Here is a 15,211-nt window from a genome sequence, read left to right as displayed (position 1 = left end):
CGTTAGACCGGAACGACCTCGATCTCATCGAGGAGCACGAATGCTTCCGTCAGACAGATCACCTCGAAGACGAGGCCATTGCGCCGGAAGAAGTTCTCGTCCTCGGCCGTGGCGTCGGGGTCCACGTGGATCAGGCGGTCATGCGTGAGGATGTACGCAGCATGACTGGCCACGTACTCGAGGTCCTGGGCGGCGGCGTCCAAGGACTTGTGGGGGCGCATGATGACGAACGCTTCGCCGAGGGCGAGGTTCTCCTGGATGCGGCGGATGTCCGCGGCGTCGAGCGCGCCCTTCTGGAGGAACATCCCGCGGTGATTGAACCACAGGGCGTTGTCCATGACGGGGTCCTGGCGCTTCTGACCAGGAAAGAGGTCAAACAGCGGACAAGGACCAGTGAACGCGGCGGCAATAAGGCGCATGAACTCTCCAAAACGCGGCATTTGAGGCGGGTCTTATCCAGGGGGTTTCCTAGACAAGGGCGCATGTTAGCGGAGTTTTAATTAGTCGGCAAGTTTTTCTCCGCTAGCCCTCGATCTTTATAATCATCGGCAAGTGGTCGGAGATTGGTTCATCGGGAACTTCAAAAGACTTTACGTTGATTCCTGGGGTCACAAAGGTGTAGTCAGCGAAGTCTTGAAAACCATATTTACCGTGCTCAAACTGAGGATGTAGTTTGCGCATGTGTGAACCGCGAGTGGTGGCGATTTCGTATTCCTTGATGAGGTTTTTGTAACCGGCGGGTTCAAACATTTTTATACTTTCAGTATCCGGAAACAGATTGAAGTCGCCCATCACCATTTTTTCGCCCTTAAAATGCGCGAGCGTGTCGATAATCTTTTTCGACTGCAGAAGGCGAGCGGGGGAGTCGAGCTTGTTGGCTGGTTCAGAGTTGCCGTGGACGTTGCAAATGGTTAGCATCGTATCGCCAAAGGGGATCTGGACAAACATCGCGGGGGAGCCGAGTGTGGAATAGTCATGAGGCACAAACGTGTTGAGGCCGTTCATGATGAAAAAGTTTCCTCTGCCCACGATGCTAATCCCATTTCTTACAAAGATTGCCAGGCCTTCATCCGAACTTCCTTTCTCGTTCGCGTCGAAATCATATTTCTCCTGTGCAACCATAAACGACATCTGAAAATCCGGCAGCCGCTTTACCAGTTCCTTCAAAAGGGTAAGCCGCGCTCCCTTCTCTGGCTGCGGAAACTCGCCGTGCGCATCATTCATGATTTCTTGGAAGCAGAAAACATCCGTATCAGCCGCAAGTTTCTCGACAAACTGCATTAAAGGCTCGAAAACATTGCCGCCGAAGGTATTGAGGGAGATGATTTTCATAGGTTATGTGTTGAGAATGTACGTTCCAATGATCATGATAATGACGGCAATAATTTTTTGGATGATATGACGAGTTGCCAAGCTTTCTTTGGAGATGTGGGGAAAGAAAACGGTCAGGATAATGCCGTACAAGAAGAGGAAAAATGGTTGAAAACCATTCAATGTTGAAAGAATGGCGAGGGGAATGGAGAGGCTGAGATAGGCAAAGTTCAGCCCGGCAATGATGGTAATGCCTTCGTTAAACATATTGAGTCCCAGAACCGGCAGCGAGTTGCTCCGGATATTCATCACGAATTCTTTTCTCCATCGCGGTATGAGTGTGATGAAGCACACGCCGACAACTGTATCGCCCGCATACGTCCAGAACATGGCGGTCCAAAAACCGGCATCAATGGCACCCATTTTCAGAATAAGCCAGCCGAGTGAGACGAGGAAACTTGATCCCAGCATGAGCAGGAGCATCCTGGATTTTAACCTCGGCAATCTTCCACCGAGCTCCAGGGAGAGACCGATCGCAGCAAGGAGCACGATTGTTGCACCGGTGATTTGTCGCCCAGATAGGATTTCATGGAGAAAAATCGTACCAAGAATAAAACTGAAGACGGGAATGGTTTGAAAAAGCATCGCAACATATGTTGCCTCGCCCTCCTGCATGGCATAGAGGTAGAAAAGAACCGAAAACACCCAGACAATTCCCGCAAGCATCATGAAAAGAGCCTGACTTATGGTCACGTCCACTACGCTCGGGTTAAACAGATAGATGACGGGGAGAAGAAAGGCAAAAACGATCGAAGAAAAGATAATGAGTGCTCCTGTGCCACCGCCTTTAAAGTATTTACTGACCAGGTACTTATCAATGTGATTGCTCATGCTCCAGAGCGCGGGGGAGATGAGGGCGAGAAGGAACGTGTGCATATAATGTTAGGATGATACAACAAAACCCCAAAATGGGGTTTTGTTGGCGGTGTCTGTGGGTTTAGCACCAAATTCACAAGGGTCTTTGAAAGAGTTTTTGAAGATTCATCGGGCGGAGATTTTAGGGCATGTGGGCCAGCTCGGTCATTTCATATTCATCCCATACGATATTACCTTATTGACGTAACGTAATATGTCTTGTAGAATAGGACTATTATACGAACTAAGAAATAAAACTAACCGATAAGATATGTCTGACGATATTAAAAATTTGTTTATTGTCAAAGGTGATTTCAACAAACAAACCGCAGAAGAACAGGCGACCAGGGCGATTAAGTTCGGCCGAATAACTAGTGACGGTACGGTTGTTGTTGATGCAAAGAATTTGTCAAAAGTTCAGCAATTGCGGCTTTGTCTGGTGATCCGGCACATTGCCCATTGTTTTCAGGAGGAAATTCCTGGGACAGTTCGCCCGAGTGAACTTGTTAAGGTGCTCGGGCAGCGAATGGAGGCCATTGGTTCGGGGCTAAGCAAATTGGCCAGTGAAGGATTTGTTAAAAAGGAGGGTCACGGTGAGTATTCTGTTTATACTTACAAAATTGACGCATTCCTGTCCGAGTTGGAGAAGAGCGCTGACACTGAAGGGGGTGTGCGGACCATGAAAAAGAAAACGAGGTCATCAAAAGCATTCACCGGTATTGGTTCCCATATTCAGACACTGGTTAATGACGGCTTTTTCTCGACTCCAAAACCGATGTTTGATGTCGTAAGCGAGTTAGAAAAAAACAACGTCTTTCGTGACTCTCGAGTAATTGATAAAACCATTCGTGACTCTTTTATTGCTCGGAAAATACTGACGAGGGTAAAAAATGATGGGAAGGGGAAGTCTCGGTGGCTCTATGTTGTCTATAAGTAAAGTTATGCCAAGAATTAGCGAGCAGGTTGATGTGCACAGTCTCAGTTCCGTTCGTTTGAAGGCTCTTTGGGTACTAGACAAAATTGGAGACCATGGTAGCGGACGGTTAACGGCGGTCGGTATTGCAAAGTACCTTGTAGATTCGCACGGCATCAATACTTCGTATCAGGCTGTTGAATACGCTTTGAAGACAGCAAGGCATGCGGTGCATAAAAATCGCGAGGGTTATCGGTTGATGGAGGCAGGCAAAAATCAGCTCAAGGCTACTAAAAATGACCGGGCCGAGGCTACTTTTATTGAGCCAAATAAACCCTTCACAGCCAAAAGGTCTCTTGCAGCGATGATCTCTGAGCTATCCGGAAACGTATATGTCTGTGATCCGTACGTGGACTGCCATACCTTAGATGTTGTGATTGCAGGATTAAAGAAAGCAGTTGTTGTTAAGCTCCTAACCCAAAAGATTGCGGACAAACCCAGCGGTTCATTCGCAAGAGCCCTTCAAGACTTAAAAAAGGAGGGCTACACCATTGAAGTTAGAACTAACGCAGCTGGCGACTTGCACGACAGATACTTCACCGATAAAAAGCATTTCTGGTTTTCAGGAAATAGTTTGAACCATCTTGGCGAGAAAGAAAGTATGCTCATTAGCCTTAGTGAAGACATTTCAATGATCACACGAAAAAACTTCGAGGAACGTTGGTCGCTCGCAATACCTGTACAGTAGACCTGTGATAACAAAACAACCCCGCGAAGGGTTGTTTTGCATCGATAAGATCCTATGGATCGCTCCGTCTGCCCTGAGGCGAGCGGGTTATCCGATAAGACATTTTCGTGGCGGAGAGGGAGGGATTCGAACCCTCGGTACCCTTTCAGGTACACACGATTTCGAGTCGTGTACGTTCGACCACTCTGACACCTCTCCAGGCGTGGTAAAAACCAGTAAAAGGGTAGCTTTTTTGAGGAGTCTTTGCAAGCGTGTGTTACGATAGTCATATATGAAAAAGATTCTCGCGCTCGCCATTGGATCGATGCTTCTCATGGGCGCGGGCTGCATGTCGTTGTCGACGCCAACACCGAGACCGACTCCGACACCTATTCCGTCGCCAACACCGATGCCCCCAGAAGAACCCGTCTTCTGTACGCAAGATGCCAAACAATGCCCAGATGGTTCTTACGTTGCTCGCCACGGCCCCAACTGCGAGTTTGATGCGTGTCCTGGGGAGATTGTTCGATAGGGTTATTTTTGGAGAACTATGGTTATCTACATTGCCCATTCAGTGAGTTTTGACTACCAACAAGACCTGTACGAACCGCTGAAAAAGAGCGCGCTAGCCAAAGAGCATACCTTTGTTTTCCCGCACGATGGTGCGGAGGAGTTTGATTCTAAGCGATTACTTCTGGGCGACTGCGACCTCGTCATTGCCGAAGTTTCCTATCCCGCCACCGGCGTCGGCATCGAACTCGGCTGGGCAGACGTATTCGAAGTGCCAATCATTTGCATTTCGAAATCCGGAACCAAAGTCGCCGGCTCGTTGAGGGCTGTGTCGAAAACGTTTATTGAGTACTCGACTAGTGAGGAGCTTGTGAGCAAGATTGCTGAAAATCTATGAAAAGAGATGTAGCGATTGTGGCTTTGATGAACGAGGAGGGGAAGATATTTTTGGTTAGAACGCACGATTATCCTGATAAGTGGCAGCCAGTTGGGGGAGGAATAGAACCAGAGGATGGGGTTGCAGAAGCTGCGGCTGTTCGTGAAGTTCTAGAAGAGACCGGTCTCGACCTTCAGGCGAGTGACCTACAGAAGATTTCGGTCGTTCCGTTTGATTTTGGTGAAGGTGAGGTGCATTGTTTTACTGCACGGGTGCCAAAGGGGGCGGAATTCAAGATCCAGCAGACAGAAATCGCTGAATCAGGCTGGTTCTCATTGGTTGAGGCTGTGAATCTTCCAGCGTATCCAGCTACGCATGCATTTTTGGTCATGCTTGCCGGCACCAATTTCCATCAAGCTATCTTGTAAGCTAGAGATTACGAACTGAATGAGCGTTGAAATATGTTTAATCACGCAGACGAGGAATACAAGTGTCCCATTTGTTTGGCGATACAAGGTGTCGAAAATGATGCTACGTGGATCAAGCAGGCCGACATTTTTTATCGAGATGAACTTGTATTGGGATTTATTAGTTCAAAATTTATCGAGGGCAACGAGGGCCATCCGCTGATCGTGCCAATTGCACACGTTGAGAACCTCTATGATCTGCCGAGCGAACTTGGCGGCAGGGTTCTTGATCTCGCGAAGCGAACAGCGATCGCGCTAAAGGAAATTCGCACCTGCGACGGAGTCACGACGGCCCAATTCAATGAACCCGCCGGCGATCAGCACGCCTTTCACTATCACATGCACGTCATTCCGCGTTTTACCGGCGATAATTTCCACGAAGCGCTTTGGAAAACACGAAAGTCAGAACCGGAGGAGCGAGTCGAGTACGCTCGAAAGTTACGAGAGTGGTTTGCGAAATGATATCGAGTGTTATTTCTGGTCTCCCGTTTCCATTCTTCGACTAACACTCCAAAGGAGATCGAACAACTGGTGGATCATGAGCGCCATGCTTTTGCTGTGGGCCAGGATGATTTGGCCTTCGCCGGAGTCGCTGAAGAAGGCGACCCATTCGTCGTCCCAGAAGAGAATCGACGAGCGAAAATTCATTTCGTGGGGCAGAAATTTCGCTTCGCGTAACTCTTTGACGTGGGTTTCTCGACTATATTTTTTAATTTCGTGCGCCTCTACTCGCAAACTCTTCAGATGAACGCCAGCAGAGATTCGGCGCTGGCTAAAGTGAAGCTTTTCACCAAGCCAGGTCTGTAAATCACGTGCGGAAACAATTTCGTAAATGGTTTTGTCTTTGGCACTGAGTGCCTGCAGAAAAACATCCGTTGCCCGCCCGCGTCCGTAGATACGAATCTTGGCACTCGTCGGCGCTTCGGATCGCAATCGTTCGAGAAGGGGAATAGCTTGCGTCACTTCACGCAACGTTTGCTCAGCGAGTTGTTTTAGAACGCGCGGATCCTTTGCTTCGTAAACGGACCGCGAGCCACGCTTGCTCACATGCACGGTTCCGCGTTTGGCGAGGCGGTGAAGGATGGATTGAATGGTCGTCGTCGGCAATTGCAGCGACTTTGCGAGCGGGGTAGCGGTGCTTTGACCCATGCCGAGGAGGGCAGTGTAGGCCTTTTGCTCGGAAGCAGCCATGCCAAACACCTCTAAAGATTCGCTCACTTCTTTATGCTCGGCGGGGCTCAATTTCATATCAACGACGTTATTCGTTGTTTATAGAATAAATAATATCACTAATATTAGCAATAGTGATTAAAGTGTCACCATGCATCTACGACATAGAGTGTACAAAAGTTGCCCGGCAAGTTACTTTGTTATCCGGGAGGACACATCACATGGACAAGCGACTGCTCTTTCACTGCCCGCAGGCCATGACGATTGCTCGCCAGATGGCCGAGCTCGATGGGCGCATTGAGCTCGGCGTCGTGGACTGGAAACGGTTCCCCGATGCCTGGCCGAACATCATGATCCGGGGGTTCGATGACCTCCGCAACCGCGACGTCGCGTATCTTGCCTCGCTCGATTCCCCGGAAACGGTATTCGAACAGTGGAGCGTGATGCTCGCCATTGCCGAGGCCCGTCCGAAGTCCTTTCGCCTCCTGCTTCCGTACTTCCCGACGGGAACCATGGAACGCATCGACATGGAAGGACAAGTTGCCACGGCAAGTACGCTCGCCCGGCTCCTCTCTGCGTTGCCGCCGTCTGGTCCTGGACCGATCCCGCTCTACATGTGGGACGTTCATGCCCTGCCGATCCGGCATTACTTCGGGGCGAACATCGCGCCGCGGTTCAAGACTGGCACGAAGGTGCTCAAGGCCCGGCTCGAACAGGAGGGCGACGTCACTGTCGCGTTTCCGGACGAGGGGGCGTGGAAGCGCTTCAAGGTGCTTTTCTCGGACGACCAGGGCAAACCGCTCTTTCCGTTTGTCATCTGCCGCAAGCAGCGGCACGGCGACAAACGGATCGTGACGGTGATTGAGGGCGATCCCGCGGGGAAGAACGTGGTCATCGTGGATGATCTCGTGCATTCCGGCGGAACGACCATCGAGTGCATGCATGCTATGAAGGCGGCAGGCGCGGTGAAGGTCAGTGCCTTTGCTACGCACGGCGTCATGGAAAAGGACGCCTGGAAGCGGTTTCTGAACGCCGGGTTCTACCGCGTGTGGATCACGGACTCGTGTCCGGTCACTGCGGGACTCGTGAAGGATCAGCCGCCGTTCGAGGTGTTGAGCCTCGTGAAATCAATGATCAACGCCGTCATGGACGGTTAGGGGGAGAACATGATTCTGGAGATCGTGGTTGGCTCACATAGCCAAGAGAAGTTCCTGGGCACGACCAACGCCTTGCTGGCTGTTGGCCCTAAGGTGTTCAAGCTCTACCAAGAGAACATGGATTCAGGCGAAAACTGTCAGCCCCTCGAGGGCCAGACGCGCAGAGGAGCCCGCACCCGTGCCATCGGAGCGCAGAAGACCAGGCCCGGCTCGTGGGGCTTGGGGATCGAGAACGGAGCGTTCCTGGGGAATGGCGTGTGGCGGGATGCCGCGGACATCGTCCTCGTGGACCCGAACGGTCGTGAGTACGAAGCCCGGACCGAGTACGTAGTTCTCCCGGCCGAAGCGGTCGAGGAAGCCCTGGCGATCGGGTTCTTCAACACAACGGTAGGGGCTGTGATGGCGGAGCGGTATGGATGCTCCAGCTCGGATCCACACTCCTTCCTGACCGATGGGAAGAAGTCGCGCGCGCAGTTCTTGGAAGAAGCACTCATCAAACTGTTCGATCAGGTGTTCAACGGCAAAAAGGAGGTGACCGTGTCTCGTGTTCACAAGGTGCAGATCGGTTCGCGCACGCTCGAGCTCCCCATCCGGGAGGTCGCTCCTGGCATCTCCGTTGCGCTCTTCAACCTCCTCGGAGATTGGGAGCTGACCGAATTCTTGGGGCAGCAGCTGGCGGCCAAGCTCATGCCACCAGTGGACGTGCTCATCATGCCGGATGGCAAGGCGCAGGCACTCCTCCACGTCATCGGTCGCGAACTCAAGCTGCCCACCGTGGTTGCGCGCAAGGAGAAGAAGCCCTACATGGGCGACTGCGTGTCCGTGCAGGTGAAGAGCATCACCACGGACCGCGTGCAGACGCTGTACATCTCCGTCAGCGACGCGGAAATGCTCCGTGGCAAGCACGTGGTGATCGTGGATGATGTGGTCTCCACTGGTGGAACGCTCGATGCCATGAAGCAGCTGCTCGAGAAGGTCGGTGCGATCTACGAGCGCACGCTTGCGGTCTTCACGGAAGGCCCGGACGTTCGCCCGGACGTGATCTCGCTCGGCAACCTCCCGCTCTTCTAGTTCTCACGTGACTCGTTCGGCCCTCCGCTTAACGGGGGGTCGATTTTTTATACATTGCCAATGCATTGAACGAATACTTCCACGTGTTCTGTCTGGTTAGGAATCGGTCGAACAGCGGAAATAATTCGACGTTCTTAAAGACGTTCAGGATTAGAGTTCCGTTCGGTAAAAGTTTCTGCGTAATCGATTCGACAAAGTCAGGATGCTGGAGCGCCTCGGCTGTTACTCCGCCTTTGTAGAGGTCCACGATTATTAGATCGAAGGAGCCTTCGAGGGCTGGAACTGCCGTGACTGCATCGGCGACAATGATATTTACGGGGAGTTTTTGATCGAACATTTCTAGTTGTCTGGCGATTACCACCATGGTCGGATCGTACTCGATAGTGGTGATGAACGCGTCGGGATATCTCGAGTGCAGATCGTTGATGATACTGCCAGCGCCGAGCCCGAGGACGAGGATCCTCGACACGGCTGGCATCGACGAAACTTGGCGCAGACCGGTTCGCCACATTTTTTTGATGTAGGGCGCGGACTGATAGAAGCCGTCTACAAAGACTTCCCAGTGGCCGAAAAGTTTCTTACAGAGAATCAAGCCGTTTTTCTCAGATTGATAAAGTTTCCGTTCAAAAAGCCAGGACATGCAAAGGATGTTACACTATTCGTATATGTTGCGACAATGGTTTTTTTGGTGGCTGGGGCTTGGAATCCTCTTTGCTAATAAGTTTAGATATCGGGTAACGGGCTATCACCGCCCGCGCGAATTTTCGGTGGACGACACGCGTCGAGCCGTGAAATACGACCATGAAGTGGTGGAACGTTGGGAACGGGCGCTCATCGAGAAAGGCTTCGGCTCTCAACCATTTGCGGGCAAGCGCATCCTCGAGCTTGGCCCTGGCGCAGACCTGGGCGTCGGCTTAATTTTGGTTGCCAAGGGCGCCGAGTCGTATACGGCCTATGATAAGAATCCACTCGCTGACCGCGCGCCGAAGGAATTGCATAATGCGGTCATCGCCTCGATCAATGACGCTGGCGCCAGGAAGCGTGCGGAAGAAGCGTTGTTGGCTTATGAAATTAAGCAGCCAACTACCCTGATCTTCAAGCAGGATCAGTCCTTTTCATTTAACTGGTTGCCAGCTGAAAGTGTTGATCTCGTAGTTAGTAACGCCGCTTTTGAGCATTTTGACCATGTGCCTGAAATTTTGGCGCAGGTTGGTCGAGTTCTCGCTCCCGGCGGAGCACTCGTGGCTCATGTTGATTTGCAAACACATACGCGAGTGATTCGTGACCGCGACCCATTGAACATTTATCGCTACCCTCGTTTGCTCTACAGACTCGCCAAGTTCTCGGGAATTCCCAATCGCGTTCGTCCGAGCGTGTACGAGAAGACATTAAGCGACCTCGGCTTTACGCTGATCGACATCATCCCGGAGATTGTGATGGACGAAGCTAAGCTCAAGCGCGACCGTCCTCATGTTCGTCGAAGATACCGTAAAGACCCAACGCTGGGGGTACTGAGTTTTATCGTCATTGCTAAGAAGTGATAAACTGTAGTCATCCTGAGGAGCTTTTAGCGACGAAGGATCTGAATGGTTGATCAATCAGATCCTTCGCTACGCTCAGGATGACTGAACCACTATGCCCCCCAAAAAATCGCAAAAGATTAGAAAAGCAATTATTCCAGTAGCTGGAATGGGTACGCGTTTTTTGCCAGCCACCAAGGCACAGCCAAAGGAAATGCTGCCGGTTGTCGACAAACCAGTGATTCAGTACATCGTCGAAGAAGCAGTGGCTGCAGGCATTGAGGAAGTTATTTTCGTCACCGCCATGGGCAAGAGGGCGCTCGAAGATCATTTTGATCGCAATTTTGAGCTTGAGTATCGCCTGGAGCAAAAGAAGAAGATGGCCGAGCTGAAAGCCATTCAAGCCATCGGTAAGCTTGCTAAGTTTGCGTTCGTGCGTCAGCAGAAACCGCTTGGCGATGGCCATGCCATTCTAGCCGCCGCTCCATTTGTGGGTGACGATGAAACGGTGGCGATTTTTACCGGTGATGACATTTTTTCCGGCGAGCGTCCGGCTATTAGCGAGCTGATCGAAACCTACGAAAAGTTCGGTGCACCAGTGGTTGGCGTGCAGGAAGTACCGCACGAGAAGGTTTCTAGCTATGGAATCATCGATGGCGTAGAAATTGCTGGGAATACTTGGCAAGTAAAAAGATTCGTCGAAAAGCCAGCCCCGGAGGACGCACCGTCTAACCTGGCCTCAGTTGGCAGATATATTGTTACGCCAGAAATTTTGCGCCTACTTGAGAAACAGAAACCGGGTAAGGACGGAGAGATTCGTCTGGCCGACGCTTTTACTACTTATGTTGATGCCGGCAAGCAGCTGTACGGTCATGTTTTGTCCGGCAAACGCTACGATTGCGGTAATAAACTCCAATTCATTATCGCCCAGATTGAACTCGGCCTCTTGCATCCGGAGGTGAAAGAAGGTTTAGCAGAGTATTTGAAGTCTCGCGAGTAGTCAGTCATCCTGAGCATAGCGAAGGATCTGAATGGTAACCAATCAGATTCTTCGTCGCTCGAAGCTCCTCAGAATGACATAATGGCATGTTGATCACTTCTACAATCGCTACGATTCTCCTTGTAGTCTTTGCCATTTTTCTCACTTTTTTTGTATTGCCGTTGGTCATTCTTTGGTTCGTTAGTATTGTTGGCAGCGGTGCGCCGTTCGTGCCAGTACCATCAAAGGCTGTTCAGGGCATTGTCGACGCACTCGAACTCGCTGATGGCGCTGTGGTGTATGATATGGGCTGTGGAGACGGCCGGGTTTTGCTCGCGGTCATTCGGCGAAATCTGAATATCCGCGCAGTTGGCCTTGAGAAAGCTCTTTTGCCGTACCTCATAGCGAAATACCGGACCAGAGGGACACGGATCGAAATACTTAGGCGCGATTTCTTCAAAGAAAACCTCGTTGAGGCGACTCACGTCGTAACCTACCTCTTTCCGACGCTCATGGAACGGGTTGAAGCTAAGCTAGACCAAGAATTGAAGCCTGGAACTCGTATTGTCGCGATCGATTTCCCCCTCGAGCACAGAAAACCTACGAGAACCGTTGAACAACAACTCGCCGGACTCAAACGCGGAACCACTCTTTATATCTATGATTAAGCGCTTACTCTCAATTTTCTTCCTGTTTTCTACGTTGGTTATGGTGGGTGCCGGTTGTTCCGGTGGCAGCTCATCTGCTCCAGTACAACAAAAAGTAACGCTTAAATTTTGGAGCGTGTTTGATGATGAAACAGCCTACCGCGAGCTTTTTTCAGCCTATAGAGCGGCTCATCCTAACGTGACCATCGAGTATAGAAAGTTTCGCCCAGAAGAATATGAAAAAGAACTGATCCGAGCGCTGGCCGATGGTACCGGGCCGGATATTTTCTCAGTTCATAATACTAAGATGTCCGAATTCCAGAGTTTGCTTTCGCCCATGCCGCCACAGCTCAATATTAGCTATTTGGTGACCCAAGGAACACTCAGAAAAGAAACAGCGCTGGTAGCCAAGCAGGAAGCCACCATGTCACAGAAAACTTTTAAGTCACAGTTTGTTGATGTTGTTTCTTCAGATGCTATTTTGAACTACACCGCTGATCCTAAGATGGCAGCAACGCCCAGGATTTACGGCTTCCCGTTCTCTATGGACACGCTGGCCTTGTTTTATAACAAGGATCTACTGAACTCAGCCGGTATTGCTGAGCCGCCCGCAGCTTGGGATCAGTTTAACGAGGCCGTGAAAAAACTGACTAAGTATGATGCTACCGGGGGAGTAGCTCAGTCAGGAGCAGCTCTCGGAACGGTGAAGAACGTTGACCGTTCCGGCGATATTATTTCCGTTCTCATGATGCAAAATGGTGCTCAGATGACTGATGAAAACGGCAACCCAACCTTTGATGGCGTACCAAAGGGCACGCCACAGGGCGTGTTTCCAGCGCTTGATGCCGTGACTTTCTACACGGACTTTGCTAATCCAGTAAAAGAGGTTTACACCTGGAATGATGGCTTTCCAAATTCGGTTAGCGCCTTTGCCCGCGGTCAAACAGCGTTCATGCTCGGGTACAGTTATGACGTGCCAATCCTGACAGCGGCTGCTCCAAAATTGAATTACGGTATTGCTCCTCTCCCGCAAATCGCCGGCGGACGAATTGTTAACTACCCCAACTACTGGTTGCAGGGCGTATCTAAAACCTCAAAATTTGGTGATTACGCCTGGAATTTCTTGGACTTCGCCTCTAATCCCAAAAACGTTACTTCTTTCTTGGCTAAGTCAGGACACCCCACAGCTGTCCGCAGTTTGATTGGCGCGGAACTAGAAGACGAAACCCTGGGTGTCTTTGCTAGCCAGCTGCTAACTTCCCAAAGTTGGTATCATGGTTCAGACTCAGACGCGGCCTTTAAAGCCCTGAGCGATCTATCGACAACTATTCTAGTTGGCACTGATGATCCTAAGAAAGCCGTTTCTCAAGCAGCTCGAGTAGTGGGACAGACCTATTAGCGTGGTATTATTTGTGAGTATGCGTTTTCTTCGCAACGCTTTTTTAGCACTTGGTCTAGTTGTTTCTTTTTGGTTGCCGGCAGTAGCGCATGCGCAGACAGTGAGCGGGGGATACTCAAGCATCATGAGCCAGGGTCTTATTTTTGCGAACATTTGCTCATCCGCTTCAGCCCCTTGTCCCTGTCGAGACTCAGGACAGTGCCAGCTCTCTGACATGTTGCAGATCTTCGTTAACATCTCTATTGGCATTTTAGCTATCAGTGGTTCAGTCGCGCTTCTGATGTTCTTTTACGGCGGTTTCACTTGGGTGACCTCTATGGGTAATCCAAAGAAGATTGAACAAGGCAAAGAAATTATCGTCCGCGCCGTGATTGGCCTCGCTATAATCTTCGGCTCTTACGCTTTTGTTAACTTCTTGATCGCCGCTATTTCCGGCGTTGCCCCTGGAGCCACCATTGAAGACACTGTTAATTCTTCAACTACCTGTAGACCTGGGCAAACAACAGGTTGTACCCCAAGCGGAGTAGGAGCAGAAAATATTATCAATACCCAGTAATATGCGAATCAAAGCGTTTCTTCTTTTTACTGCGGCCCTGGGTCTGTTCCTGGCTCCTAAGGCACATGTTTTTGCCGCTGTAGACTGTGCCGCACAATACGATACGTGTATTGCGCCTGCGGAACTTATTCAGCAGACCTGTATTGATGCACAGTGTACTGGCAACGCTTGTCCAGATTGTGTGGCAAACTTTGACCGTGACACTCAGGGCTGTTTTGATCAGCGAAGAGCCTGTTTCGCCGCCAATGAATCAACGCTTCCATCAACGACTTCAAATGCTCTAACCTCTGGTTCTGCCACAGGCGCGTCGGTCTCGCTTATTAATCCTCTCGGCACCGCAAACCCGCAGGTCATTATCGGTAACTTGATCAAGGCCATTCTATCAATCATTGGTTCCGTCACCTTGCTCATGTTCATTTACGGCGGAGTGCTGTGGATTACTTCCATGGGTAATGACAAAATGGTGGCTAAAGGTAAGGCGGTATTAGTTTGGACGGTTGTAGGTTTGGCGGTTATTGCCGGAGCCTATACGCTGACCCAGGCGGTCATTACTGGGTTGACCACAGGATCAGTCCTCGGTACTTAGTCTGGTGTATAATGTTCAGGAGATTTCTCATTTTTAATTTATTACTTACCATTCCTATGGTGAAATCCTTGGTACGATTTGGGATGAGCGCCGTGCTCGGGCTCGCGCTCGCACTTCCGTTCATGCGCTTAGTTCCGTCATTTGCGCCAGTAGCCCATGCTCAGCCACTGGGCGCTGAGGATATCATCAGCTCTGACTTCGGTGATTCCACTGGTCTTGGCCAGGGTGACCTGAAGCAGACCATCGGCAACCTCATTAAGGTAGCCCTTGGTTTCCTCGGAGTAGTAGCTGTAGTCATTGTGCTCTACGGTGGCTTCAAGTGGATGGTTTCCGGTGGTAACGATGAGAAAGTTGGTGAAGCTAAGAAGCTCATCATCAGCGGTATCATTGGTCTGGCGATCATCCTGTCAGCCTACGCTATCACCACGTTCGTTATTTCTTCTTTCCTCACCGCTACTCAAGGTTAGTTGTCACCTATCGAAGTCCGCATCTTCTCTGAAGGTGCGGGCACGATATGCGAAAACTGGTAGTAACTGGGCTCATGGCGTTGTCCTTCCTGCTTCCTCTTGGCGTATCCGCACAATTTAGCGTTGGGGATTCTGGCCTATCTCAGACCGGAGTAGCCGCGAAGATTGATTCGAACATGAATATCGCCCAGTTTATTGGGGCTCGCGTTATTCAGCCGGTTCTTGGTCTTCTAGGACTTACTTTTCTCTGTCTCATGGTTTACGCTGGTGGTCTTTGGATGACGGCTGCCGGAAATGATAAGCGAGTAGCTAAAGCAAAAGACATTATGACCGGCGCAGTTATTGGCGCGGTTATCATTGTAGCTGCTTATGCGGTGACTAGCGCACTTTTCACCGCACTTTCTACGGGCGGAATTTCAGGAAATCCACAGGGAGGATAA

The 15,211-nt window shown here is 50.6% G+C and carries 21 protein-coding genes and 1 tRNA gene; 16 read left to right on the top strand and 6 right to left on the bottom strand.

What is annotated here, in order from left to right:
- Window positions 1-2 precede the first annotated feature (2 nt).
- The 3 genes from WC813_04525 to WC813_04515 form a co-directional block, all read right to left on the bottom strand.
- Window positions 3-419 carry a hypothetical protein gene (locus WC813_04525; GenBank protein MFA5947254.1) on the bottom strand — a complete coding sequence of 139 codons (417 nt, stop codon included), beginning with the start codon at window positions 417-419 and terminating at the stop codon, window positions 3-5.
- A gap of 103 nt (window positions 420-522) precedes the next feature.
- Window positions 523-1,332: an endonuclease/exonuclease/phosphatase family protein gene (locus WC813_04520; GenBank protein ID MFA5947253.1), complete on the bottom strand. Its 810-nt coding sequence runs from the start codon at window positions 1,330-1,332 to the stop codon at window positions 523-525.
- A 3-nt stretch (window positions 1,333-1,335) separates the two neighbouring features.
- Complete coding sequence (locus tag WC813_04515) at window positions 1,336-2,247, bottom strand: EamA family transporter (GenBank protein MFA5947252.1); 912 nt, start codon at window positions 2,245-2,247, stop codon at window positions 1,336-1,338.
- Between the two features lie 250 nt (window positions 2,248-2,497).
- Here WC813_04515 and WC813_04510 point away from each other — a divergent pair, with 250 nt between their 5' ends.
- Window positions 2,498-3,163, top strand: coding sequence for a hypothetical protein (locus tag WC813_04510; protein MFA5947251.1), 666 nt, complete (start codon window positions 2,498-2,500; stop codon window positions 3,161-3,163).
- Between the two features lie 4 nt (window positions 3,164-3,167).
- A complete protein-coding gene (locus tag WC813_04505; protein MFA5947250.1) occupies window positions 3,168-3,887 on the top strand; it encodes a hypothetical protein in 720 nt (239 codons plus the stop codon).
- Between the two features lie 108 nt (window positions 3,888-3,995).
- On the opposite strand, the gene WC813_04500 is transcribed toward WC813_04505, so the two are convergent.
- A tRNA-Ser gene (locus WC813_04500) sits at window positions 3,996-4,085 on the bottom strand.
- Between the two features lie 73 nt (window positions 4,086-4,158).
- On the opposite strand from WC813_04500, the gene WC813_04495 reads away from it, so the two are divergent.
- The 4 genes from WC813_04495 to WC813_04480 are packed head-to-tail and all read left to right on the top strand — an operon-like array spanning window position 4,159 to window position 5,681.
- The gene (locus WC813_04495) at window positions 4,159-4,398 is read left to right on the top strand and encodes a hypothetical protein (protein ID MFA5947249.1); all 240 of its coding nucleotides are present in this window, start codon (window positions 4,159-4,161) and stop codon (window positions 4,396-4,398) included.
- Window positions 4,399-4,416: 18 nt separating this feature from the next.
- Window positions 4,417-4,773, top strand: coding sequence for a hypothetical protein (locus WC813_04490; GenBank protein ID MFA5947248.1), 357 nt, complete (start codon window positions 4,417-4,419; stop codon window positions 4,771-4,773).
- Entirely contained in the window at window positions 4,770-5,180 is a 411-nt protein-coding gene (locus WC813_04485) for an NUDIX hydrolase (protein ID MFA5947247.1), read from the top strand. The genes WC813_04490 and WC813_04485 overlap by 4 nt, the downstream gene beginning before the upstream one ends.
- A 33-nt stretch (window positions 5,181-5,213) precedes the next feature.
- Window positions 5,214-5,681: an HIT family protein gene (locus WC813_04480; GenBank protein MFA5947246.1), complete on the top strand. Its 468-nt coding sequence runs from the start codon at window positions 5,214-5,216 to the stop codon at window positions 5,679-5,681.
- 9 nt (window positions 5,682-5,690) lie between these two features.
- On the opposite strand, the gene WC813_04475 is transcribed toward WC813_04480, so the two are convergent.
- The gene (locus tag WC813_04475; protein ID MFA5947245.1) at window positions 5,691-6,467 is read right to left on the bottom strand and encodes a helix-turn-helix domain-containing protein; all 777 of its coding nucleotides are present in this window, start codon (window positions 6,465-6,467) and stop codon (window positions 5,691-5,693) included.
- Window positions 6,468-6,586: 119 nt separating this feature from the next.
- Between WC813_04475 and prs the strand changes: the two genes are divergently transcribed.
- Both prs and WC813_04465 read left to right on the top strand, forming a co-directional pair.
- The gene (gene prs, locus WC813_04470) at window positions 6,587-7,546 is read left to right on the top strand and encodes a ribose-phosphate diphosphokinase (GenBank protein MFA5947244.1); all 960 of its coding nucleotides are present in this window, start codon (window positions 6,587-6,589) and stop codon (window positions 7,544-7,546) included.
- 9 nt (window positions 7,547-7,555) lie between these two features.
- A complete protein-coding gene (locus WC813_04465) occupies window positions 7,556-8,617 on the top strand; it encodes a DUF84 family protein (protein ID MFA5947243.1) in 1,062 nt (353 codons plus the stop codon).
- A 28-nt stretch (window positions 8,618-8,645) separates the two neighbouring features.
- On the opposite strand, the gene WC813_04460 is transcribed toward WC813_04465, so the two are convergent.
- The gene (locus WC813_04460; protein MFA5947242.1) at window positions 8,646-9,257 is read right to left on the bottom strand and encodes a methyltransferase domain-containing protein; all 612 of its coding nucleotides are present in this window, start codon (window positions 9,255-9,257) and stop codon (window positions 8,646-8,648) included.
- A 25-nt stretch (window positions 9,258-9,282) separates the two neighbouring features.
- Between WC813_04460 and WC813_04455 the strand changes: the two genes are divergently transcribed.
- The 8 genes from WC813_04455 (at window position 9,283) to WC813_04420 (ending at window position 15,211) form a co-directional block, all read left to right on the top strand.
- Window positions 9,283-10,158, top strand: a complete 876-nt coding sequence (locus WC813_04455; GenBank protein MFA5947241.1) for a methyltransferase domain-containing protein — start codon at window positions 9,283-9,285, stop codon at window positions 10,156-10,158.
- 94 nt (window positions 10,159-10,252) lie between these two features.
- Window positions 10,253-11,137 (top strand): UTP--glucose-1-phosphate uridylyltransferase GalU, encoded by an 885-nt coding sequence (gene galU, locus WC813_04450; protein ID MFA5947240.1) that lies wholly within the window; start codon window positions 10,253-10,255, stop codon window positions 11,135-11,137.
- An 86-nt stretch (window positions 11,138-11,223) separates the two neighbouring features.
- Entirely contained in the window at window positions 11,224-11,784 is a 561-nt protein-coding gene (locus WC813_04445) for a class I SAM-dependent methyltransferase (GenBank protein MFA5947239.1), read from the top strand.
- Window positions 11,777-13,162, top strand: a complete 1,386-nt coding sequence (locus tag WC813_04440) for an extracellular solute-binding protein (GenBank protein MFA5947238.1) — start codon at window positions 11,777-11,779, stop codon at window positions 13,160-13,162. The genes WC813_04445 and WC813_04440 overlap by 8 nt, the downstream gene beginning before the upstream one ends.
- A 19-nt stretch (window positions 13,163-13,181) precedes the next feature.
- Window positions 13,182-13,718 (top strand): pilin, encoded by a 537-nt coding sequence (locus WC813_04435; GenBank protein ID MFA5947237.1) that lies wholly within the window; start codon window positions 13,182-13,184, stop codon window positions 13,716-13,718.
- Window position 13,719: 1 nt separating this feature from the next.
- Entirely contained in the window at window positions 13,720-14,304 is a 585-nt protein-coding gene (locus WC813_04430; protein ID MFA5947236.1) for a pilin, read from the top strand.
- Between the two features lie 56 nt (window positions 14,305-14,360).
- Window positions 14,361-14,771: a pilin gene (locus WC813_04425; GenBank protein ID MFA5947235.1), complete on the top strand. Its 411-nt coding sequence runs from the start codon at window positions 14,361-14,363 to the stop codon at window positions 14,769-14,771.
- 47 nt (window positions 14,772-14,818) lie between these two features.
- Window positions 14,819-15,211 (top strand): hypothetical protein, encoded by a 393-nt coding sequence (locus WC813_04420; GenBank protein MFA5947234.1) that lies wholly within the window; start codon window positions 14,819-14,821, stop codon window positions 15,209-15,211.

This window comes from Patescibacteria group bacterium (assembly GCA_041659765.1).
In the GTDB taxonomy this organism is placed as follows: Bacteria; Patescibacteriota; Patescibacteriia; order UBA9934; family UBA9934; genus JAGORL01.
This window is presented reverse-complemented; position numbering and strand designations above follow the sequence as displayed.